At 47.2% G+C, this 21,869-nt stretch carries 22 protein-coding genes; 13 read left to right on the top strand and 9 right to left on the bottom strand.

Going from position 1 to position 21,869, the window contains the following annotated elements:
* Positions 1 to 57: 57 nt before the first annotated feature.
* Entirely contained in the window at positions 58 to 2,046 is a 1,989-nt protein-coding gene (locus ABIE48_RS16685; RefSeq protein WP_192713862.1) for a Na+/H+ antiporter, read from the top strand.
* Positions 2,047 to 2,054: 8 nt separating this feature from the next.
* Here the strand turns inward: ABIE48_RS16685 and ABIE48_RS16680 are convergent, their stop codons facing one another.
* Positions 2,055 to 3,269, bottom strand: coding sequence for an MFS transporter (locus tag ABIE48_RS16680; protein WP_192713863.1), 1,215 nt, complete (start codon positions 3,267 to 3,269; stop codon positions 2,055 to 2,057).
* Positions 3,270 to 3,511: 242 nt separating this feature from the next.
* Complete coding sequence (locus ABIE48_RS16675) at positions 3,512 to 4,357, bottom strand: SDR family oxidoreductase (protein WP_145018426.1); 846 nt, start codon at positions 4,355 to 4,357, stop codon at positions 3,512 to 3,514.
* A gap of 94 nt (positions 4,358 to 4,451) precedes the next feature.
* On the opposite strand from ABIE48_RS16675, the gene ABIE48_RS16670 reads away from it, so the two are divergent.
* On the top strand, positions 4,452 to 4,865 hold the full coding sequence (locus ABIE48_RS16670) for a MerR family transcriptional regulator (RefSeq protein ID WP_076164757.1): 414 nt from the start codon (positions 4,452 to 4,454) through the stop codon (positions 4,863 to 4,865).
* 35 nt (positions 4,866 to 4,900) lie between these two features.
* Here ABIE48_RS16670 and ABIE48_RS16665 read toward each other — a convergent pair whose 3' ends face one another.
* Positions 4,901 to 5,812, bottom strand: a complete 912-nt coding sequence (locus tag ABIE48_RS16665; protein ID WP_192713864.1) for a helix-turn-helix transcriptional regulator — start codon at positions 5,810 to 5,812, stop codon at positions 4,901 to 4,903.
* Positions 5,813 to 6,021: 209 nt separating this feature from the next.
* A complete protein-coding gene (locus ABIE48_RS16660; protein ID WP_145018432.1) occupies positions 6,022 to 6,882 on the bottom strand; it encodes an SDR family oxidoreductase in 861 nt (286 codons plus the stop codon).
* A gap of 198 nt (positions 6,883 to 7,080) precedes the next feature.
* Between ABIE48_RS16660 and ABIE48_RS16655 the strand changes: the two genes are divergently transcribed.
* On the top strand, positions 7,081 to 7,674 hold the full coding sequence (locus ABIE48_RS16655) for a TetR family transcriptional regulator (protein ID WP_192713865.1): 594 nt from the start codon (positions 7,081 to 7,083) through the stop codon (positions 7,672 to 7,674).
* Between the two features lie 95 nt (positions 7,675 to 7,769).
* On the opposite strand, the gene ABIE48_RS16650 is transcribed toward ABIE48_RS16655, so the two are convergent.
* Positions 7,770 to 8,165 carry a hypothetical protein gene (locus ABIE48_RS16650; protein WP_192713866.1) on the bottom strand — a complete coding sequence of 132 codons (396 nt, stop codon included), beginning with the start codon at positions 8,163 to 8,165 and terminating at the stop codon, positions 7,770 to 7,772.
* 182 nt (positions 8,166 to 8,347) lie between these two features.
* On the opposite strand from ABIE48_RS16650, the gene ABIE48_RS16645 reads away from it, so the two are divergent.
* The 4 genes from ABIE48_RS16645 to ABIE48_RS16630 all read left to right on the top strand — a co-directional run bounded on the left by ABIE48_RS16645 (position 8,348) and on the right by ABIE48_RS16630 (position 11,766).
* Positions 8,348 to 8,896 carry an RNA 2'-phosphotransferase gene (locus ABIE48_RS16645; RefSeq protein ID WP_192713867.1) on the top strand — a complete coding sequence of 183 codons (549 nt, stop codon included), beginning with the start codon at positions 8,348 to 8,350 and terminating at the stop codon, positions 8,894 to 8,896.
* A 200-nt stretch (positions 8,897 to 9,096) separates the two neighbouring features.
* Complete coding sequence (locus ABIE48_RS16640; RefSeq protein ID WP_354519316.1) at positions 9,097 to 10,290, top strand: NAD(P)/FAD-dependent oxidoreductase; 1,194 nt, start codon at positions 9,097 to 9,099, stop codon at positions 10,288 to 10,290.
* Positions 10,291 to 10,311: 21 nt separating this feature from the next.
* On the top strand, positions 10,312 to 11,175 hold the full coding sequence (gene sigJ, locus ABIE48_RS16635) for an RNA polymerase sigma factor SigJ (RefSeq protein WP_116230182.1): 864 nt from the start codon (positions 10,312 to 10,314) through the stop codon (positions 11,173 to 11,175).
* Between the two features lie 192 nt (positions 11,176 to 11,367).
* Entirely contained in the window at positions 11,368 to 11,766 is a 399-nt protein-coding gene (locus tag ABIE48_RS16630; protein ID WP_354519314.1) for a class I SAM-dependent methyltransferase, read from the top strand.
* 300 nt (positions 11,767 to 12,066) lie between these two features.
* On the opposite strand, the gene ABIE48_RS16625 is transcribed toward ABIE48_RS16630, so the two are convergent.
* Positions 12,067 to 13,539, bottom strand: coding sequence for an MFS transporter (locus ABIE48_RS16625; protein WP_192713869.1), 1,473 nt, complete (start codon positions 13,537 to 13,539; stop codon positions 12,067 to 12,069).
* Positions 13,540 to 13,907: 368 nt separating this feature from the next.
* On the opposite strand from ABIE48_RS16625, the gene ABIE48_RS16620 reads away from it, so the two are divergent.
* The 4 genes from ABIE48_RS16620 (at position 13,908) to ABIE48_RS16605 (ending at position 18,036) form a co-directional block, all read left to right on the top strand.
* A complete protein-coding gene (locus tag ABIE48_RS16620) occupies positions 13,908 to 14,348 on the top strand; it encodes a DUF5946 family protein (protein ID WP_192713870.1) in 441 nt (146 codons plus the stop codon).
* 33 nt (positions 14,349 to 14,381) lie between these two features.
* A complete protein-coding gene (locus tag ABIE48_RS16615; RefSeq protein WP_186325787.1) occupies positions 14,382 to 14,528 on the top strand; it encodes a hypothetical protein in 147 nt (48 codons plus the stop codon).
* Between the two features lie 307 nt (positions 14,529 to 14,835).
* Entirely contained in the window at positions 14,836 to 16,575 is a 1,740-nt protein-coding gene (locus ABIE48_RS16610) for a Rieske (2Fe-2S) protein (RefSeq protein WP_192713871.1), read from the top strand.
* 237 nt (positions 16,576 to 16,812) lie between these two features.
* Positions 16,813 to 18,036 carry an RNA polymerase sigma factor gene (locus ABIE48_RS16605; RefSeq protein WP_192713872.1) on the top strand — a complete coding sequence of 408 codons (1,224 nt, stop codon included), beginning with the start codon at positions 16,813 to 16,815 and terminating at the stop codon, positions 18,034 to 18,036.
* 78 nt (positions 18,037 to 18,114) lie between these two features.
* Here ABIE48_RS16605 and ABIE48_RS16600 read toward each other — a convergent pair whose 3' ends face one another.
* Positions 18,115 to 18,564 carry a MarR family winged helix-turn-helix transcriptional regulator gene (locus ABIE48_RS16600; RefSeq protein WP_076164774.1) on the bottom strand — a complete coding sequence of 150 codons (450 nt, stop codon included), beginning with the start codon at positions 18,562 to 18,564 and terminating at the stop codon, positions 18,115 to 18,117.
* Positions 18,565 to 18,698: 134 nt separating this feature from the next.
* Between ABIE48_RS16600 and ABIE48_RS16595 the strand changes: the two genes are divergently transcribed.
* Positions 18,699 to 19,565, top strand: coding sequence for an SDR family NAD(P)-dependent oxidoreductase (locus ABIE48_RS16595; protein ID WP_483312690.1), 867 nt, complete (start codon positions 18,699 to 18,701; stop codon positions 19,563 to 19,565).
* A gap of 159 nt (positions 19,566 to 19,724) precedes the next feature.
* Here the strand turns inward: ABIE48_RS16595 and map are convergent, their stop codons facing one another.
* Positions 19,725 to 20,477, bottom strand: a complete 753-nt coding sequence (map, locus tag ABIE48_RS16590) for a type I methionyl aminopeptidase (protein ID WP_192713874.1) — start codon at positions 20,475 to 20,477, stop codon at positions 19,725 to 19,727.
* Positions 20,478 to 20,482: 5 nt separating this feature from the next.
* Positions 20,483 to 21,085, bottom strand: coding sequence for a TetR/AcrR family transcriptional regulator (locus ABIE48_RS16585; RefSeq protein WP_192713875.1), 603 nt, complete (start codon positions 21,083 to 21,085; stop codon positions 20,483 to 20,485).
* A 393-nt stretch (positions 21,086 to 21,478) separates the two neighbouring features.
* Here ABIE48_RS16585 and ABIE48_RS16580 point away from each other — a divergent pair, with 393 nt between their 5' ends.
* Positions 21,479 to 21,808 (top strand): iron-sulfur cluster biosynthesis family protein, encoded by a 330-nt coding sequence (locus ABIE48_RS16580; RefSeq protein ID WP_192713876.1) that lies wholly within the window; start codon positions 21,479 to 21,481, stop codon positions 21,806 to 21,808.
* Positions 21,809 to 21,869 lie beyond the last annotated feature (61 nt).

Here is a 21,869-nt window from a genome sequence, read left to right as displayed (position 1 = left end):
GGCCCTGAATTTACGACAAGTTGATGAATACAGATCGATCATGGAGGTAAGATTCGTTTGGAATTGTTTGAATTTATATTGCTAATGCTGGCGGCGGTCTCTTTATCCAATTTAGTGAACCGGTTTATCCCCTCGGTCTCCGTGCCTATGATTCAAATCGTGCTGGGGATATTGATCACTTGGCTGCCGTTACACTTTGAACTGAAATTAAATCCAGAGCTGTTTTTGCTCCTGTTCATTGCCCCGTTGCTGTTCAATGATGGCAGGCATGCGGATAAGGAAGCACTCTGGAAGCTGAAGAAACCAATCCTTTTGCTGGCACTGGGTCTGGTGTTCGTCACGGTAGCCGTGGTTGGTTATTTCCTGAATTGGCTCCTTCCGGTGATTCCGCTGGCGGCATCTTTTGCACTGGCGGCTGCATTAGCGCCTACCGATGCTGTGGCCGTGGGTGCACTGGAGCAGAAAGTAAAAATCCCTCATCAGACGATGCAAATTCTGGAGGGAGAATCCTTAATCAATGACGCATCGGGGCTGGTGTCATTTCAGTTTGCCGTTGCCGCAATGATCACCGGTGTGTTCTCTTTCAAAACGGCCAGCATCAGCTTTATTTCCATCTCACTTGGTGGTGTGGTGCTGGGCCTGCTGCTCACACTTGCCAAATATGGGGTGGTGAAATGGCTGCGCAGATTGGGGATGGAAAATGTTACGCTTCACATGCTGATTGAGATTCTGACCCCCTTTGTGATTTTCATGACGGCTGAGGAATTAGGGGTCAACGGCATCCTGGCCGTAGTCGCCGCCGGAGTCGCCCATTCTTTCGGTTACAAGAAAATGAATCCCGAGGTAGCCAAGCTGCGGGTTGTATCCAAGAGCACCTGGTCGGTCATTGTTTTTGTTCTGAACGGACTGGTTTTCCTGCTGCTTGGCACACAGCTTCCAGATATTATTCAGACGATTTGGAACAGCGCGGAAATCGGAAATCTGAAAGTCATCATGTACACACTGTTATTGACCGCAGCTGTGCTTGGCCTGCGCTTCATCTGGGCGATTCTGATGGATATGGTCGAAGGGACCAAACCGCGCGACCCTTGGCGGCTCAGGGTCAAGAAGGCGCTGATCCTCAGCCTATCCGGCGTCCGGGGAACGATCACACTGGCGAGTACGATGTCACTTCCATTATTTCTTAGTGATGGCACCGCGTTTCCGGCGAGGGATCTGATCATTTTCCTTGCGGCTGGAGTTATCGTGTGGACCCTTCTTGCGTCCAACTATCTGCTGCCGCTTTTATTGGGGAAAGAAACGCAAACGGAGCAGGAAGAGGAAGAGGTTCAGGCAAAAATTGAAATTCTGAGGAATGTGGTGAACGGATTAAACGAACTGACCACGGATCAGAACCGGCTGGTGACTGCCCAGATCATCAATACGTATACTTCCAGAATCAAATCGCTCAGAAAAGAGGACAAGAACGATAAAGTGCAGCGGGCCTTGGGCCTGTCTATCCTGAAATGGGAAAGGGAGAACACGCTGCACGCGGTTCAGAAGAAAGAAGTGAATCCAGTCACAGCGTACCGTTACCTTAAAAGAATAAACCAGCTGTTATTTATGCACACAGGAGATCTCCGTTATAAAAAAGAGCTTTTCCCTGTGAAGCAATGGATTGAAGTGTTCGGAATGTTGCATCCGGCCCGCCTGAGTATCCGAGAGAGACGCGCCGAATCGGCCAAGCTCAGAATTCTAAATACTGCTTACGTCATAAAGGAGCTGAATGCGCTGCTTGCAAAAGGGGAGACGGATATGGAGTCGGTCAGCTCGCTGATTTTGCAATATGAACGTACGCTGCTTCTTCTGACCAGAAACGAATCGGACACCTACAACCGGGAAGAGTTCGACATCATGATGCAGGAGCTCGCACGGGTCGGGATTCAGCTGGAGAGAGACAACATCCAAACCATGTTCGAGACCGGACGGATATCCAGACAGGGCATGAAGGAAATGAAACGTGATATTCTCTTCATGGAGCATGATTTGAGGGAAGAGATGGGTTAAGAATCATCCTATTGATTTATGCTGCCTGTTAACGCGTTTGTAGACGCCGATGACGATTTTTTATTCAATTTTCTTACCGAGACTAGACTGCTTGCAAGCAGCACAAATGCACCAAAAAGATAAGGCAAGTCGATATGGATTTCATATAATATCCCTGCGAGTAACGGTCCAAAGATCGTACCAAGGCTCGTATACGCATTATTCATCCCTGCGACGAATCCTTGGTCCTCTCCGGCTTCTTTGGATAGGAGGGTGTTGATGGTTGGACGCAAAATATTATTGAATGAAAAAAATAGCATGGTGATGATCATGACATAATAGTAATTGCCTGAGAAAAGCAACGATGCGAGCGTGAAAGCGGATAGCAAAAGCATGGCGACGATAACCCGCTTTTCCCCGAACCTGCGGGTGATCCGGTCGGTCAAGAGCACTTGGTTCAGCGTGCCGATCAAAGAGCACACGGTAAGTAAAATGGCGATTTGCTGCGTGGTGAAGCCATAACCCTGAACGACAAAAAGCGGGAAAATGGCTTCAAAGTGCGTCAGACCAAACGTCATGGCGAAAACAATAAGCAGCAAGATAAAATAACGGGATTTTACGGAAAGGCCAATTTGACGAAAGATATTGTCTTTCTTGTCCTGCACAGATTGGCGAAGCCGGCGGATCTCATGCGACAGCGGCTCGGGGAGCATCCACATACTGCATATCATAGCCAGCAGACCAACGGATGCGGAAGCGAAGAAAGGCATTGTGATGCCCCATTCCGCAAGCAATCCTCCTACACCCGGCCCGATAATAAACCCTGAAGTCATCGATGCGCCTAACCATGACATGGCCTTGCTGCGCTGAGCATCTGCTGTAATATCTGCAACGTAAGCAATAATCGCAGGGACCAAGGCGGCTGACCCGATTCCGCCGATCAGTCTCGACACGAATAATAAGGTTAAATCGCCTGCAAACGCCGCCAGTAAATTAGAAATGGCAAACAAAATCAACCCTGTAATGATCATCGGTTTACGACCGTACCGGTCGGACAAATTTCCTGCGAATGGTGAGAATAGAAACTGTGTCAAACCGAAGCAAGAGACGAGATAGCCGGCGGCTTGGCCGCTTGCTGAAAACATCTCGAGCAATTCCGGCACGATCGGTATGACGAGGCCCATGCTCAGATTGGCGAGAAACATATTCAATAAAAGTAATGGAAATGCGGACCTTGGTAACATCAATGATCTCCTCTGTAGTCAATATATAACGATGGAAACAGGATAAACGGAACTTTTCATTTATGTTAGCATGCATCAATCCACTTGAATAATATGAATAATATTTGCGACAGGAATCATTTTAATATAGATGGGTATCCGTATCCGATGAACAGAGAGGCATAACAAGCGTATAACGATAACCTTTACTGAAAATAAAAAGGGTGTCCCCAGCCAATTAAGGCTTGGGACACCCTCCTTTTTTAGGCGAAATAATGTCCTTCTTCGAGATCGGCGATGAGTCCGGGCTGCATCGGTTTCCAGCCAAGAAGCTCCCGTGTTGCCTGACTCGCTTGCGCAGTGTTATACAAGCTTGTAATGTCGAGTGCCGCAATGGCACCTAGAAAGCCGAAATGGGCGGCAGCTTCTTCAGATGTGATGCTGACCGCCGGCACGTTCAATTGCCGTCCGATGACTTCGGCGATCTCGCGGAGCGGAATGCCTTCATCGCCGGCGCCAAGCAGCCGTGAGCCCGCCGGGGCGGATTCCAGCGCCAGACGGTACAGAACTGCCGCGTCCAGGCGGTGAACCGCCGGCCAGCGGTTCGTTCCATCACCGATGTAGGCGGCAAAGCCTTTCGACCGGGCGATGCTGATCATCATCGGGACAAAGCCCTTATCGCCTTCGCCGTGTACGGACGGTGCAAGCGAGACGATCGATGCCCGGATATCCCGCTTCGCCATCGCGAGCACGGCTTCATCCACGGCATGGCCATTGGCGTGTGCCGTAGTTATGAACGGCTTTCCCGAGCCTTCGAGCGCCGCTCCCATGACTTCCACGGCCCGCAAATCCAGAGCCAGCGCACCTTCAAAGTCGGAAAAATCGTTGGTGAACGCCAGATGAATCACGCCGTCCGCAGCCGCGGCGGCGCTGCTGAGCGTATCGAGATCGTCCAGCGTGCCGTACAGCGGTTCGGCTCCCGCTGCCTTTAATCCCGCGGCCTTCTCTTCTGAGCGGCAAAGACCCGATACGGTGTGTCCTTCACCGATCAGTTCCTTGACAACCGCGGAGCCGACATACCCTGTTGCTCCTGTAACAAAAACATGCATCTTGATATCCTCCTTCATGAGTTGACTGCTTGAACATGTTAAGCATAAACTATGAAGTGAACTCTAGGGCAAGCGGTCCAAAGGAGAAATGACGATGAAAATTCAGGAACTGGCGGATAAGATGGGATTAACGATTCATACGATCCGCTATTATGAAAAGGAAGGCTTGCTGGATGATCGGCATGTCCGCCGAGAAAGCAACAATTACCGCAACTATTCGGATGAGGCTGTCGAGCGGTTGAAGCTCATCAAGAAGTTCCAGTCCATCGGCTGTTCACTGGCTGAACTGAAGGAAGTGCTGCAGGACCACGACGCCAACACGCACACGAACCAGCAGATTATCGATTGGATTCGTGGCAAGAAAAAGGAGATCGAAGGCAAGAAGGAAGAATATGACCAAATGCTGGTCACTCTTAACTGGATGCTGGAGTATCGGACTCTACTCATGGACGATCCGCAAAAAGCACAAGAGATGCTAAAGGCTTGGCATGCCGGCTCATCCGATTGAGCTGCTGATGCGTTTCGTCTCCTTTTGGCGGCCATTTAGGAATATTGATTCACCATTTCAAGCAAATAATTTCGAAATTGTTCAGCATACGATGGGGGCTCCACGACTTTAAGGTTTGTGCCGAAGCTTGCTAAAAATTGAAATCCGATATGGCTTTGAGGAACGTGGATGGTTGCCAAGAATAAGTCAGAACTATAGTTTTCAATACTTTTACGGCCATACCTTTCAATGAATTGATCCTTTACGCTGGGAGAAATCAACGCTCTTACAGCGACCAGTTCCGGTTGGTAACTTGACTCATATTCATGATCTAAGGAATAATCTCTAGGGTTAAACGTTTTTTCATCCACTTGAAGCTGGTCGATCCTGGATAATTTAAACGTTCTATACCTCATGCGATGCAGACAGAATCCTCTCAAATACCAACTCGTTTCGCTAAAATGAAGCTGATACGGCTCGACCATTCTGTCCGTGATCACGCCGTTTTTATCAATATACTCAAATGAAATCAACCTTCTTGCTAATATTGCTTCTTGACACTTCTTCAAAGTTTGACGAATTTCAGACCTGCCCTCCCAATCATAAAAAGACAGTTGAACTGAACTTTTCGGAGACAACGGGCTAACCATGGCCTCTATTTTTTTTATAGTCACATCCACTTCCTCGCTGATTAGAATTTGTTCCAATCCACTGAGTGCCGTTAAAATATTCTCCAGATCGGAGCTGCTTAAAAGGCGTTTATCAACCTTGTATTCGTCCATAATACCGTAACCGCCATGAACTCCGTTGACGGAATAGATGGGGATGTTGGATACACTCAATGTTTCCATATCACGCAGAATCGTTCTTTTGGTAACGTTGAACAATTGTGCGAATTCTGTGGTTGAAACGACATCCTTTTTCAGCAGGATCATGATGATCGATATTAATCTCTCAACCTTTTCCATATGTACTCCTTCTTTTATATCCTTGATTTATAAATGGTGACATCATGCTGTCACCTCTTCGTCATTATACTATATTTAGAACAAGAAGGAGGTTTTACTACATGTCGGCGATTGTCTATTATTGACAAAAAAATGGAGCAAAGGAAAATTAAAAGATCAGAACGGATCAGGCCATCCAAAGTGGACAGCCCTTATCCGAGGTTTATAATTTAAGCGTTAATTAAACTGTCTTTTAAAAAATCCGAAAAATTTACTGGGGATCTGCCAATCAGATGTTCCAATGCGGGATTGGTTTGCGAAAAATCTCCGAGTCGACTGGCCTGAAACATCCCCGTAAGCATGTCGACCATCGCTTTCGGCAGTCCCCGGGACACCAAGTGGATCCGATATTCATCATCCGACACGACAATTCGCCGAATGGGTCGATCCAAAGCCTTGGAAGCTATCGATGCGATTCTACTCATGTCCAACGCTTCAGAAGCCGTAAGGGGAGGAGTGATACCGTCATATCTCTGCTCTGTCAGGATGACCGCTGCGGCTTCAGCCAGGTCGGAATGGGTGGTCCAGGCGACTGGACCATCTTCAGGAGCAATCAATTCGCCCGTTTCCAAGGCATCACCCATCCACATGATCGCTGATGCGGCATAAAATCCGTTTCGGAGCGACGTGAATGCCATTCCTGAAGATTGAAGCATCTCTTCTGTAGCAGCATGAACGTTCATGGGAGAAAAGTGTGATGTTGCCGATGAAAACATTTGGCTTGTATACAGCAGTCGACCAACTCCAGCCTTCTTTGCCGCGTCGATTGCGGTTTGATGCTGACGAACAGCAGCTTCTCCCAGGGAGTGGGATGAGATCATGAGAACTTGAGATGCTTCCTCAAAAGCGTAAAGAAGACTTTCGGAATCATCGAAATTTCCTTGCCGAACACGGACTCCGCGTTCATGTAGATCACGAACCTTGTCCACATCCCGGACACTGACACCAACATCCCCGGCAGGAAGACGCTTCAGAAGTTCCTCTACGACCTTCCGGCCCAGTTTTCCATTTGCTCCAGTAACGACAATCATTTCTAACTCATCCTTTCGTCTGCAAATCAGATTAAGCGTTTCTTGCCATACGATTTTGCATGTGCGATCATAATCGTATAAGTTTAGTTAAAAGGAATGTGCCCGCGCGAACAACCTGCAAATCGCTGTTTTTGTCCTGTTCCCAACATAGTTGTCTTTTTGTCTGTTATTTGAGTTCAAGAGAAAGAGGGGGTACACATGTCTGTAAATCCCGAAGATCCGCGTGTTATAAGGACCCGTCAATTGTTCGTTCAGGCATTTAACGATTTGGTTGAGAAAAAGAGAAACCTCTATTCCATATCTGTGCAAGATATCACGAAACAAGCAGCTGTAAATCGAACAACATTTTATGCGCATTTTCAGGACAAATATGACTTTCTTGAATATTGGATGAAGGATAAATTCCAAATGGCAATTAGTGATAGACTCCCTGAAGAAACAAGATGCAATGCGAACAATTTGCGAACCCTTCTTCAAACCCTATTCGAGTTTCTTTTGCGGTTTCAACAATGTAGTACGCCGGGAGACAAACCGTTTGAAGCGATGTTTGAAAATGTCATACACAAGGATCTTCATCGACACCTGCTTAAACGGGTCAATGAAATGGATACACAGGGCTTTTCGCCAGAAAAATTAGAAGCTGCAGCACTCGTTATCAGTTGGGGCATGTTCGGAACGGTTTTGCTGTGGAGCCGGAACCCTCAAGATCACTCCGTGGAAACGATGTTCGAAGAGGTTGTTGAGGTTTTATCAGTCAATTTGGCTCCATTTTGGGAACAGACAGCCAGCTGAAGAGAACCAAAAAGTCATAATCACATCATTGTGTTTATGACTTTTTAGCGTATAGGGGGGGATGGAAATGATTCTATCGTCAAAATGGAGACGGCTTAGTAGAGAATATTTGGACTTTTATAGGAGGGGAAGAGTATTTTCCATTTGCCATCAAACTTTTTCAGCGTGAAAGTAATATCTCTGGGGCTTGGTTTATTTTGCTCGGTTAATGCAACTAAGGCAACGTAACTATCTTTTCCTAAAACAAAGAACTTTTTAATGGAGTAGCTCACGATTTGGTTTGAAATCGCATTTCGTTTATAACTTTCGAATGGCTCAGCAAATCCATTTTCAAAAACAATACATTGATAAGCTTCTTCGATATGTAATTGTTTTAGACTTCTAAGGTAGAAATCTAGGGTCTTTTCTGGATTAGACTTATGAATATAATCAAAGAATATAAACGCTATTGCAATAACAATGATGACTCCAATGACTCTTTTAGTTGTCACAACCACCTCCGTTTCAGTTATATCGCCCCATGTGATTATACATAATTTCTTGCATAACTTGTATAAATCTAGGACCAGTTAATGCAGTCATTATTTTTCCATTAGTATTCTGGATAGTGTATTATTTGTGGACACATTAGAAAATAGTTACATCAAACAAGCCTAGATGAAAGGAGATCATCATGCTTAACAGTAAGCAGGAAGAAAGTTTAAGTAAATTCATGAGCAAAATCTTGAGACATACGCCTGCACAGTTTGGAATCCAATTGGATCACGAGGGATACTGCCATATCCAGGATCTGATTGATGGGATAAGTACAGAAAACAAATGGGCTAAAATCAGCGAGGCAGACATCGTTCAGGTCGTAGAGAATTGCCCTAAAAAGAGATATGCGATGGTTAACGGGTACATACGAGCAAATTATGGTCACAGTGCAGGGAGATTGGAATATAAGGTGGCTGTTCCACCGCCGGTTCTTTATCATGGGACGAATACAAAAGTGAGCGATAAGATTATGGAAACGGGTATCAAGCCAATGGGCAGAAAATATGTGCATCTATCAGAAGGCTTGGAATTTGCAGTTCTTGCTGGAAAAAGGCGCGGCGAGCTTGTCATTCTAGAAGTGGATACAGCAGCGGCACGATCTGATGATGTGAAATTTTATGCAGCCAACAACGGTGTATGGCTTGCAGATTTTATTCCCCCACAATATCTAAAGGCCATTGAATAAATCAAAATTTGACACATGCTTATTAGCCGCATTGTTGCGGCTTTTTGTGTTTAAATACTTTGCTCAAATAGACTAGAACTTAGTCACTTAGCCGATTTAAATAACGTATAACATGGACTCTTGAAATTTTTGTGCGTATCCGATGTCACAAATCAGAGCCTTACATCGTTCTTTGTGCAAAATGCAAAAGGAGCTGAGGAATGATGAAGGACTTGACCTGTGTCATCATTGGAGGAGGATATGCAGGGCTTCAAGCGCTCAAATCGATACAGAAAAAAACACGGGGCATAGCGAACGGACGGAGGATTCGGTTTGTTCTCATCGACAAGCAGCCCGGTCATTTGCGCAAATTGAGAATGTTCCGTCCAACCGCGACCGAGGAAGAGATTATGATCCCCTGGAATCAGTTAACTCTTAAGGATGTCGATTTCGTGCAAGGCTCGGTTGCGTCTGTGGAAAGTACCGAGAAACGGGTTCGATATACAGACTCACAAGGAAATGATGCCCGAATGCGTTATGACCTTCTAGTCGTGGCAGTGGGCAGCATCGTTCGGGAACCGGATCCTGATCAAGGCGGCATCGCTTTGACCGGCCCACAAGCTGCGGAAGACATCCGGGAGAGCTGGCGCGCGAACCTTCAGAAGGCTGCCCGCGAGATGAACCCTGAGGAACGCAAGAGACTGATGACCATCGCGGTTGCAGGAGCTGGGATCAGCGGCATTGAGACGTCGGCCGAGCTTGCGCTCGCCATGAGGAAGGAAGCCATGGCGTTAGGGCTTAACCCATCCGAGGTCTCCGTCTATATGCTGAACGCAAAGGAACGATTGCTCCCGGATGTGTCGGGGAAACTTAGACGGAAGCTGGAGCAGCAGCTTATCGAATGCGGAGTAACGGTGCTTCACAATCGTAAGGCGCTTCGGGAGGAAGCAGGATCGTTGGCACTCAATAACGGCATGTGTCTGCCGGTTGGCTTGTGTATTTGGACTTTAGGCTTGATACCCAATCCGGGACTGAAGGGTATGGGGCTGCCCCTTACGCTTGAGGGGAAGGTAATGGTGGATGAATGCTATCGCGTCAAAGGGATGCCGAACGTTTACAGCATTGGCGACTGTTCAGGAATTGTGGATCCGAAAGACGGCAGAGCTACCCAGATGACGTGCTTTGAAGCGGGGGAGCAGGGGCTTCGGCTGGGGTCAATCGTGAGGGCGGATTTAGAGGGCCGTCCGGCTCCAAGTCATCATTCCGCCAAATCGAATATGGATGCGTTCACCATCGCACTGGGGCAAAGAGGAGTGTTCTGGATACGTAAATGGGGGCTCGATATGGTTATGACCGGAAAACTTCCGGGAAGAATCAAAAAGCTGGTAGAAGATACCGCCAGTATGCTTAGATAGAAATGATCGGAGGGACGGCGATTGGAAGAACTGTACGGTCAATATAAATCACTGCTGTTCATATTGGCTTATCAGCTGACAGGTTCTGCGGCGGATGCGGAAGATGCGGTACAGGACGTGTTTATGAAGGCTTACGATGTACATGTAGAGTGTTTGGAGGAGCCTAAGGCGTATTTGTGTAAAATGGTAACCAATCGCTGCCTTGATCTGCAGAAATCAGCGCGGAGGAGGAGGGAGATGTACGTTGGTCCATGGCTCCCCGAACCTTTTCGTACGCCGGAAGTGGATACGCTCGAGACGACGGTTGTCCGCCGGGATATGCTATCCTACGCCATGCTCGTTATGCTCGAGAGACTGACGCCGACAGAGCGAGTGGTTTTCGTCCTGCGTGAGGCGCTGGGTTTTGAATATCCCGAAATTGCCGAGCTGCTAGGTAAGCAGGAGGCGAATTGCCGAAAGCTAATGAGCCGGGCAAAAAGCAAGATGGGAATATCCGAAGGGGAACAGGTTACGGCCGAAGCGACCGAAAGGGAGTGGGTTAGCCGGTTCCTCACATCCTTTGAGCAAGGTAACATCGATGAAATCCTTTCCCTTCTGACCGAAGATGTCATGCTCGTCTCGGATGGGGGCGGAAAAGTACTTGCCTTTACACGACCGATCCAAGCGCGCGATCAAGTGGCCCGAATCCTTGCCGGTGCGTTCGAGGGCATAAAGCCCTACTACCAGGGAAGTCTTCGCTCCGAGTTTGTCCTTTTGAACGGGGAGACCAGCATCGTGCTCCGCTCAGGGGACGAAACTGTGGCGGCTATATTTTTACAACGCCGTTACGGAAAGCTTGCCGGAATCTACATCGTAAGAAACCCGGATAAGCTTACTCGGGTATAGGTAGTTTTAATTGCAGGTTTTCAGCGGGGGCTGCGGCTCCCCTCTTATCGTGTATCGAGGCATTTTTAATCGGGAAACGATTTTTTTGCAGTATCTTTTTGACTGGTAAAGTTTAAGTGTAAAAGTAAAGCAACAAAACTGTTGGACCGTTCCCGCATCCAGCTAAGACATTCAACAGGCAAGGGCAGGCAATTGGAGCATGGTGTAACATCGGTTAAACCTGTACCCCAAGCATGGTTTCCTGAGCTTCATGAAAAAAAGTGCTGTGCCTTGCTTCTGGCGGAGGACAGCAAGGGCCGATACTCGCAGCAGCAGGCGCGGGCGGATGTAACCGTATTGGACTTTTCGAAATCGCAATTGGAACAGGATGATCTGGGTGCGAAACGCGATAAATTATCGAGCCGAACCGTCCTTGGCTCAATGACAGATTTGAGTATATTTGCCATGGATAGCTTTGATTTAATTGTACATCCGATATCCAATTTGTATGTACCTGAAATCCAGCCGGTCTGGCAAGAAGCATCTCGTGTCTTGAACCCCGGATGTTGTTTAACTCAGCGGACTTTTGAATCCCGTTTCTTATTTATTTGATTGGGAGCTTCAAGAGGAGGGGGTCCTCCAAGTGAAACATTCCATCACTTATTCGTAGCTCGATTATTACGGAAGAATAGATTGCAAAGAATGGAATACCACTTGAATACGGTCACACGTCCGGAACTGCAATTGCAGGGTCAAACAGCTTTATTGCAACAAGGGCTGTAAAACCTAAAGAATAATGGATGTTTTGCGATGTTGTTATAGGGCCAATCGTTGAGCTTTGTTTACGATTACAAGAACCGGATTCTCGTAGGGATCCGGTTCTTTTCTTTTTGTATTTCCTTGTATTTGCGATCATTCAAACTCTATCTTTTCCGAATTTTTAACCGGACGAATTCCTTGCCGTTTATTTTGCGTGCCCAGTAAAAACAGTCCAAGCAGGATGGCAAGTGCAAGAAAGGCTGCGAACAACCGAAAACCAACATGAGTCGCATGAATAAGGGCATCCCTTGATGAACTCATGTCATGATTCTGGGCCCCCGACAACAAATGAGAAGCAACATCAGACTTTGCCACCCATTGAATAATGACCAGAACAAGCGCTTGGCTGATCGCACGGCACATATTGTAAACGGTCCAGAACACTCCTGATGCAGGTCCGGCTTGATTTTGAGGAGCAGCTGAAAGCACAGCTTTAGCAAGCGATGGCCAGGAGAGCCCGGTTGCTGCAGATATAATCAATAGCGGAATGATGACAGCTGCACTCGACATCTCGGGGCCGAGCTGTCCGAGCAATAGGATCGCGAGACCGATTAGAAACGAACCAAGCAATATCATTCTTGCCGGGCCGAAACGATCCGCAAGTTTGCCTCCTAATGGAGCCGTGAACAGTTGGGGTACGGATAAAGGGATCAACATGAGCCCTGCTTCCAAGGGGCTGAGGTGTTGAGCACCTTGCAAATACAGTGTCAATAGAATGGAAACAGCGAAATAACCGATGCAATAACTCGCCGTGATTCCAAGCCCTATTGTATAATCCCGATAACCGAGGAGACCTAGATCAAACAAAGGGTGTCGGACTTTTTTCTCAATGAAAACGAATGCGGTCCAAAGGAGAATTCCAAGCGCGAGCAGCCCAAGCGTTATAATCGTTGTCCAACCCCAGGACTGCGCTTCGGACAAGACAATGAGAAAAGCGGTTAATCCTGTCCCATAAGTAAGTAAGCCTGGCCAGTCCGTCCTGGCTTTTTGCAATTCCGCAGATTCTCTTAAAATAAAAAATCCGGCGATCAAGCCCAAGATTCCGAGCGGAACGATAACGAAGAACATGGAGCGCCAGCCGAACCCGCCGATGAGTGCCCCTCCGACAACAGGGCCGAGAAGAGAACCGGTCACCCATGCGATGTTGTTGATGCCAAGGGCTCTTCCAAGTTCTTGGGGAGGAAAGGTCCGCATCAGAATCGGGGTGGATGCTGCCATCGCCATAGCGGCCCCTGCTCCTTGCAGCAGACGAGCGAGGATCAACACCGTACCGGAACCTGCCATACCACAAAGAGCGGTAGCTACAGTGAATAAAGCAAATCCCCATAGAAAAATCCGTTTCGTTCCAAACATGTCTGACCAACGGCCGGAAGGAAGCAAGAATACAGTACTTGTGATGTAGAACGAGGTAAGCGTCCACATTCCCAGTTCAAGCGAAAGATGCAAATCATCCATGAGTGGAGGGAGACCATTGACCACAATCGTCGCATCCAGATTCGTGATAAAGGACACCAGCGTGACGACAAACAATACGGACCATTTACCCGATTTCCTACGTGTGATCATAAAGGCACCTCCTCGTTGGAATTGTTTCTCCCATGGTCCAGCAGCCAGGATTTTTTTCGATTAGCACCTGATCATACGTATGTTTCAAGTCAGCCGATATCATGCTACTCCTCCTAAACGCTTTTTTCATCTTGCTTGAGGCTTTGCACAATTTTAACACTTCAGAAAATGAATGCCGCCGAAAATGGAGCATCTATTTTTGAGCTGTCTACACGCATTAGCTATTGACTCTCTCGCAAGGTGAAGGTTTATGATTACGGAGAAGGAAGAAGTCAGCTGCATCTAATAATATGATTTGAAAAAATAAGGATTAGAAAGACGTTTAACATTAAGGGGTTATTAATGCGAGTGGATGAGGAGAAAAATACATGCCGAATACTTGTGTTTTATGCAACGCCGTTCTGCCTCAGGGGATCACCTGCGAATCGATTTTCAACGAATTTTTGGCACTTGAATTCAACGATCCCAGCTATGGACGGGTTCACTTTCTCTCCGTTGCCTCCTACATGGTCCAACACCAAGGTTATAGCGATGAGATGTACGCTTGGGTCCAATCCGCATTACAGAAGCATTTGGAGGAAGGCTACGCTACGGAGTTGATTCGCCAAGATATGGCCAAAGGACCTGGAAGTACGAAGGGGATTCGAAGGCCATTGGATGCGCAGCCTCTCCCCAAAATATATTGGACCATGACGATCGCTGACGTGGCGGCGCAGATGTATGACGCCGAAAGCTATTGCAAGCTCATCGAGCAGTGGGGACGTACTACGCTGAAAGAGATGGGACCCCTTGTTTTGAAAAAGATTTAAAACTTTTAATCATGAGCTAAGGAAAACATCTAATTGTCGACATATCTTTTCCCTGTCCAGGACAGCTCCTGTCAGTACCTGAGCGTATTTACGCCTGACTTGAAGGACGGCTCGGTGGAGCGTCTGGCTATCTTGGCGGATCAGTCGCTGAAGCAAACATCTGCCGTCTTGAAAGGGTAGGAATTGACCGAAAAGAACTTTCATGGTACTGCAAAGTTTTAAGTGAGCCTGAGAACGATAAATTGCTTTTTAAGATCAGGGTATGAAGAAAGACCAGTTCACAGTTCACGCTGTGAAACTGGTTTTTTTGTTCTGTGATTGCAGGCTTAAGTGAGCAGTATCAGAGGACAAGAGCATGTTGCTGGTTATCTGAAATCAACATATTAAAAATTTATCAACTTTTTAAATAAAAATGTTTAATAAGTGTTTGAAATCATATAATCTGTATACAAGGAAAGCAAATGAATTCAAAAATGGAGGCGTTCTCATGAATGGTTGGATTCAGGCGGGTTCGGTAGAAGAGCTTCGAAATCAAGGGCCGAAGTTGATCAAAGGGGGCATCGTCGTTTTTTATCACGAGGATCAAGTGCATGCGCTTGATAACCGATGTCCACACCTCGGTTTTCCTCTCCACATGGGCAGTTTGTGCAATGGAATTTTGACATGCCATTGGCATCATGCAAGGTTTGATGTATGCAGCGGGGGAACGCTCGACCCTTGGGCGGACGATGTTCCTGTACATGATCTTACCGTTCATGACGGATTGATTTGGGTCAATCCAAGTTCCCGAAACGGCAATCAAGTACAACGGTATAAGGATCGGCTTCTAAGCGGACTTGAGCAAAATATCGGTCTTGTCATCGCTAAGGCCATCGTCGGATTAATGGAGGCGGGCGTTCCCGGGAAGGAAATCGCGGCGGTCGGGATCGAATTTGGAGTCAAACAGCGCAGGGAAGGGTGGGGCTCCGGATTAACGATTCTGACTGCGATGACCAACATTCTGCCTAAGCTGGATAAGCAGGGCCAGATCCTTGCGTTGTTTCAAGGATTGCTGCACACGGCGCGCGATTCAGCCGGAAGCGGAACGCGCTTCTTGCTCGATCCGCTTCCGAATACAGACGTCACCATAGAACGGTTAACGGAGTGGTACCGCGAGTGCATCGAGGTTCGGGATACGCGCGGCGCGGAACGGGTGCTTCTGACCGCCGTTCAGGCGGGGGCGGATGAGAGCCGGTTATTCTCCATGATGAGCATGGCGGCAACGGACCATTTTTATATTAATGGAGGCCACACACTGGATTTCCACAATAAAGCTTTTGAGAGCTTGAAGTATGTCGGACACGAACAGCGTACGGATGTCCTCGCTTCGCTCGTTCCGATGTTTGGGAACGCATCGCGCAGCGAGGAGCTTCATAGCTGGCAATCTCCAGTCAATTTGGTTCAGCCGTTGAAGGAAGCGTTCGAGGAGTTATCCAGTAAGGGAATTTCATCTGAAAAAGGGGGCCCCGGCATTGACGAAGAGGATCTGCTTCAAGCGCTGCTCGGAGACGATCCGCTTCGGACGGTTCGCTTGTTAAAGGAGGCTTTGCTCGGTGGCGCCTCTCCGGTGCGTATTTCACAAATTGCCGCATTGGCCGCGGCTGAACGGATCGTCCGCTTCCATATCCATAACGATTTCGGAGACTGGATTTCGGTACTGCACACGTTCACGCATGCTCACGCGGTTCATGAAGGCTTGATTCGTTCCGCCGATCCAGGGCTGGTTCGGGGGATTTTTCATACGGCGGTTACCATTTACCTCGACCGGTTTTTGAATATCCCGGCTGCCCCGAGACCAAGTGCAGTTAGCGCGAGCGAAGAAGTACCGCAGCCCTCGGAACTGCTGGAGATTCTCGATAAGCAGCAGCAAGTGGCGCCGGCTGCGGCATGGGTGATACGTTACCTGCGCAGCGGCGGTAAGCCGGAGCCATTATTCAACGTCCTGGGTCATGCACTGCTGCAAGAGGATGCGGAATTCCACTCCTTCCAGATGTACGAGGCAGCCGTAGCGGAATATGACCGCTGGGCATCCGAATCTGGGCCGTTTGCTGAGAAGGCGTGCGAAACGCTAATCCTTGCAGTTACACGTTATTTGGCAGCGCATGCTCCGACTTCCCGTGAGCTGCCTCATACAGCGAAAATTGCATGGCGGCTCCATCGCGGAGAGAAATTGTTCGAGGAAGAATAGGTGATTCGGTGACGATGTCATTCCTGTGATGTAAAATGAATTGTGCTGAAAATGGGCTGTCGATATGATCGGTGGCCTATTTTCTTTTGTATAGGAAAGAGATCATGTACTATTGAGAGCTGATTTAAGCTGTAAAAGATATAGCGATGTAATTACATCATATTTTTTTGTAATGTACGTGGCTTTTTGGCTCCCTCTGGTGTCTAATTCATTGTAAATCAAGAGGAGGTTCTCATCATGTCAGGAGCTCACGACACAAAACCTGTTTATCCGGATGAACAGGCGATCATCACAAGCTTTGAAAAAGCGTATGAGCAGTATCGTCAAAGAATCCGCAACTACTTCTCGCTGAAATTAAACCCGATGGTGGCGGATGACTTGACTCAACAGGTATTTTTGAAAGCTGTCGAAAACATTCAGAGTTTTAAAGGCAGCTCTAATTTATTCACGTGGATATTTAAGATTGCTCAGAATACAGTCAAAAACGAATACCGGAGGTTGTCACGAAAAAAAGAATCTCCTTTTGATTTTACAGATTATGAGTCACAGTCGATCTCCCTTGAGTTTACAAAATTTGTTGATTTTCGATTGGATATTGGAGCTGCACTAAAAGAATTAGATGAGGTTGACCAAGAAATTATTGCATTACGTTTTTTTGTGGATTGCACCTTATCTGAAATCTCCAACATCGTTGGGATGCGTGAGAGTGCCGTAAAGAACAAATTGTACAGATCACTGGAAAGACTAAAAAAAGAATTGAAAGAATGGGGGGAAATTACCATCATGTCTATTCAAGATTTGATTTCAATTGTAGATAAGGGTGGCAGTGAGAGCACGAGCAAACGTTTGAAAAAGGTTCAACAAGATTTGTTTGCTGAACTCAGCAATAATGTAGAGCGTATCTCGACAAAATACAACCACCATCCATCACAAAAGGTAGTGATTGAAATATACCCGGATCTTCCAACGTTTCATCGCGCTGTAGGCGAAGCAGATGCACCCAATTGGTTTATGGGCACATATGAAGGACATATTCTTAAAATCGTATCACCGTTGAATCCAGGACCTGAGCATACGTATCAATCCATCCTGAAAAGCACGGTCCATCTGTTCACCATGTGGTTAATCAATGAAATTAATCCAGCGGCTCCGAAATGGATAAGGCAGGGGATAGGCGGATACGAAGCGAAACAAATGACTCAAGACTTTATTAAAGGCTCGACAGAAGATGCAATCCGCAATTTGGCGATCCCGTCATTTGATGAGTTAAATAACGATACTTGGGATTTTGAAACGATGAAAGGATTCCAGTTCTCCTATATGTTCGTCGAATTTGTTGTTGAGCAATATGGAATGGATATATTAAACAAAGTGATCCGTAATCCGCATGATTTTAACGGAATCTTTCAATGTTCTGAATTGGAACTGCATAAAAAAATGGTTAAGTATATAAGTGGATGATTGCCTGTATAAGGGTACCATCTGGGGTTGAAAATCACCGGCACGTATGCCGGTGATTTTTTTGTTGTACGTTCTATTTTACAAACCATTAAAGCGCTTAAGCATCTGAATAAAAGCCTCCAGACTGGAGTCGTCCCAGCCCGAAATACGGTCATAAAATTCAGCTCCTTTTTCATTCATGGCCAGAACGGCTTTGTCGCGTCCCAAATCAGTTACAGACAGCACGACGCCGCGGCGATCATGGGGGTCAGGTTCACTATGAACATAACCTGCTTTTTTGAGCTGGGCGACGAGTCTGCTTACGGAGCTGCGGTCCATAGCCAAGGAATCAGCCAATGAGGTAGCGCTGGACGGACCGTAGGCTAGAAGCCATCGAACCAGCAGGAACGCAGCGGGCTGCAAATTCGGATCAAATACAGCCGCCGTTTTTACGTGAAGGGCATGGGATGCGCTTAACAGGGCATTTAACTGCTGACCAAGATGAAGTTCCAGCTGCGCTCTCCCGGTTTCGTGATTGTTGTTGTCCATAATAAACTCCCATCGATTCCAAATTAGTTGACATATATCAAATAAATAAATATAGTTGAGATATATCAATTATATGAAAGGAATAAGCACTCATCAAGTTCAATGCATCCAAGTAAGGAATCGGGGAGGAATCTATCATGTCAGATCCCATTATTGCGATAACAGGGGCGACGAGAGGCTTAGGACAATTGGCAGCCATTAGCCTGGCTAAACAAGGCGCCCATCTCATATTAACGGCGAGGAGCGAAAGGGCAGCGGAAATAACGAGAGATATACTTAGCCAGCATGCCCCCAACGCAAAGGTGGACTTTTTTTTCGGTGATCTTTCACTCATGGACCAAGTCAGACAGGTAGGGGATGAAATACGCTCGGCTTATCCTAAAATTGATGTATTGGTAAACAATGCGGGCTTGCATGGTTTTGAGCAACGTATTACCAAGGATGGATACCCGGAGATGGTAGCGGTCAACTATTTGGCGCCTTGGCTGCTGACGCATCTGCTGCTTCCTTCACTGAAAAATGCTGAGCAAGCAAGAATTATTAATGTAGCTTCCGAAGCCTCCCGCCATTACGGGGAACTTAAGCTGCCCCAAGACCTTATTGACACAAAGGAGTTTTCGCGATGGGGTTCCTCCAAAGTCTATGGAAAGACGAAGCTGTTTAATATCATGTTTACGGGTGAAATGTCGCGGCGGTTGGACGGAACAAGCATCACGGTGAATGCGCTTAATCCCGGTTTCAACGTAACGGGTCTGGGACGTGAGCTAGCGTTTTCGTCGATTCTCGAGAAAGCATTGCGATTTTTAAAAATTGGGGATCCGCGGAGAGGTGCGGGGATCATCGTTCAATTGGTCACGGATTCAAGGTATCGGGGCGTTACTGGTGGGTATTTTAATGTCGGTTCCGGGAAAGCGATCACTCCAGTGCATCCCGGCGGGGATTCCAACACGCAAAGTCTGTTATGGAATGCCACTGAATCATTGTTAAAGCCCTATTTATAAAAAACTTTGAGATCATCTTGCTGAGATGGTGCGTTTTACAATTACGATGAAAAGGGGAAGGGCGATCATTAAGAAAGACGAATACCCTGCCGGCTAAGTGCTGGCAGGGTTTTGTCTATTTTCATAGAAGCGGCAGTCTTTATTTCCGGAATAGAGAATCTAATTCTTCTGTTCAGTCAATATGATCGGTCCATCCGCAGTTATGGCGATCGTATGCTCGTACTGCGCAGAAAGTGAGCCGTCGGCGGTTCTTGCAGTCCATCCGTCGGCATCAACCGTCATGAATGCTTTTCCGGCATTGATCATCGGCTCAATCGTCATAACCATTCCTTCCTTCAAGCGGAACCCTTTGCCCGGCTTCCCGACATGGGGGTAATTAGGTTCCTCATGCATCTCACGTCCCACGCCGTGACCGAGCAGATCCCGCACCACCGAGTATCCGTTGCGCTCCGCATGGCTTTGAACCGCGTGCATCACATCGCCGATCCGGTTTCCGACGACGGCTTTTTCGATACCAAGGTATAAGCATTCCTTCGTTACCCGCATTAAATTACGGGCTTCTTCCGACACCTCGCCAACTGCATAGCTCCAAGCTGAATCGCCGATCCAGCCATCCGCTTCCGCGACAATATCGATGGTGACGATGTCGCCTTCCTTGAGCGGCTTAGGGCTCGGAAAACCGTGCGCAATGACGTCGTTGACAGACGCACAAGTCGCATACGGATATCCGTTGTAGCCGACCGTATAAGCCCTGGCGTTATTCTCCTTCAGGAACCGCACAGCGAACAACTCAATGTCGAGCGTTGTGACTCCCGGCCGGATCATTCCTGCGATGGCTTGATGAAAAGCAGCGACAATTCGGCCGGCTTTTCTCATTTGTTCAATTTCCGCTTTCGATTTCAGGGTGATCATTCCGATTATCTCTCCTTTGCCTGTATGCCTGAAAAAATCACGTCAACGATGCCTTCGACATCCATCTCGTTGCGCATATTGTGGTGGATGTTCAATGCTGCACAGCCAACCAGCGAGCCAAATATCAGATTAGCTGTCTTCTCCGGTGATTTAGAACCGGTTCCATCACGAATCATTTCCACAAACGGCATATAGATCCGATCCTGAAAATGGTCTGACAGCTTGATAAACCGGTTGCCCGGGAAGTGATGAAAGTTATCCGCGACCGTTTTAAGCAATATAAATACGGTGGGATCTTGGATGCATTCCTTCAGAAGCAGCCTGGAGAACGACTCCGCTGTATGCAAACTGCCGCCGTCTCCGGTCAAAGCAGATTGTACTGCTGACTCCGTCCGATACAGGGCATCCCACAATAAATCTTCCAAAAGCATGTGCTTATTTTTGTAGTAATGATACACGGTTCCGTAGCCGAGCTCTGCCTTGACCGCAACATCGCGTATTTCCAATTGGATACCCTTCTCCAAATATACTTCCGCCGCTGCCTGCATGATTTGGTTCATCCGCATCTCCCGGATCGCGTCATTCTGTTCTTTGGTACGAGGTGACATGGCTCCTCCTTTTTTAGACCTGCAGTAATGTCAATGTAAAAACAATATACATCATGCGACGGGTTTCCGCAATCAGAAAGAAATACAGAAATGAAATTGCCTTACATGCGATATTGACTTTGAACATTACTTGGCGACGAGCCACATCTGGTTCGACTTCTCATTGCTTGTGCTCGGTCTGCTTCTCTTTTTGGCGGCATGGATCTGCGGCAAACTGGGAGCCTTGAAGAATAACTAGGCGTAATAATCTGTCCGAAGGACTTCGTTTATATGTTGGATACTCAGGCCCAAATGTTTATCCTGAAATGAGATGGCCATAGATATTCGCATCATCTCATGGTACATTGTAAGACGTCGAGAACATAAAAAGCGACGCAAGCAGGAGGTCAGCATGTGATTATTTTAATTGATTCCTACACGGAAGAAAAACTAGCGCAAAGTTTGGCAGGACGTCCCGGTTTTTTTAAGCTTTTTTATGATACCGAGGATTGCGGGTGCAACGGGGTGTTGGCCATCGAGATTCTTGAGCAGCCGCTTGACACCGATATTAAGGTTACAGTAGAAACATTTACTTTTCTGATTGACAGGCAGCAGGAAAGCTTATTCGACAACGTGTTGAAGCTGGAAGCGGACCGAGCCTATCCGTCGTTCAAGGTGACCAGTGATTCGTCATTATACAGCACCAATGTCAGAATCAAAGACGTCAGGCAGCATATACACTGAAAAGCCGCATAGCAGCGGCTTTTTTTTTAGACAAACGGCATGTTAGGTTTCCCAAAAACGG

The sequence above is a fragment of the Paenibacillus sp. OAE614 genome (assembly GCF_040546645.1).
Classification (GTDB): Bacteria; Bacillota; Bacilli; order Paenibacillales; family Paenibacillaceae; genus Paenibacillus_AQ; species Paenibacillus_AQ favisporus.
Note: the sequence above shows the minus strand (reverse complement) of the source record. Positions and strands in the feature narration are given on the sequence as shown.

Bases quoted from the DNA above. Each gene is read 5' to 3' on its own strand.
- ABIE48_RS16665 (WP_192713864.1), bottom strand. From the start codon at position 5,812: ATGGAAAAGGTTGAGAGATTAATATCGATCATCATGATCCTGCTGAAA.
- ABIE48_RS16645 (WP_192713867.1), top strand. From the start codon at position 8,348: ATGCTTAACAGTAAGCAGGAAGAAAGTTTAAGTAAATTCATGAGCAAA.
- map (WP_192713874.1), bottom strand. From the start codon at position 20,477: ATGATCACCCTGAAATCGAAAGCGGAAATTGAACAAATGAGAAAAGCC.
- ABIE48_RS16605 (WP_192713872.1), top strand. From the start codon at position 16,813: ATGTCAGGAGCTCACGACACAAAACCTGTTTATCCGGATGAACAGGCG.
- ABIE48_RS16670 (WP_076164757.1), top strand. From the start codon at position 4,452: ATGAAAATTCAGGAACTGGCGGATAAGATGGGATTAACGATTCATACG.
- ABIE48_RS16610 (WP_192713871.1), top strand. From the start codon at position 14,836: ATGAATGGTTGGATTCAGGCGGGTTCGGTAGAAGAGCTTCGAAATCAA.
- ABIE48_RS16620 (WP_192713870.1), top strand. From the start codon at position 13,908: ATGCCGAATACTTGTGTTTTATGCAACGCCGTTCTGCCTCAGGGGATC.
- ABIE48_RS16655 (WP_192713865.1), top strand. From the start codon at position 7,081: ATGTCTGTAAATCCCGAAGATCCGCGTGTTATAAGGACCCGTCAATTG.
- ABIE48_RS16585 (WP_192713875.1), bottom strand. From the start codon at position 21,085: ATGTCACCTCGTACCAAAGAACAGAATGACGCGATCCGGGAGATGCGG.
- ABIE48_RS16660 (WP_145018432.1), bottom strand. From the start codon at position 6,882: ATGATTGTCGTTACTGGAGCAAATGGAAAACTGGGCCGGAAGGTCGTA.
- ABIE48_RS16680 (WP_192713863.1), bottom strand. From the start codon at position 3,269: ATGTTACCAAGGTCCGCATTTCCATTACTTTTATTGAATATGTTTCTC.
- ABIE48_RS16640 (WP_354519316.1), top strand. From the start codon at position 9,097: ATGATGAAGGACTTGACCTGTGTCATCATTGGAGGAGGATATGCAGGG.
- ABIE48_RS16600 (WP_076164774.1), bottom strand. From the start codon at position 18,564: ATGGACAACAACAATCACGAAACCGGGAGAGCGCAGCTGGAACTTCAT.
- ABIE48_RS16675 (WP_145018426.1), bottom strand. From the start codon at position 4,357: ATGCATGTTTTTGTTACAGGAGCAACAGGGTATGTCGGCTCCGCGGTT.
- ABIE48_RS16625 (WP_192713869.1), bottom strand. From the start codon at position 13,539: ATGATCACACGTAGGAAATCGGGTAAATGGTCCGTATTGTTTGTCGTC.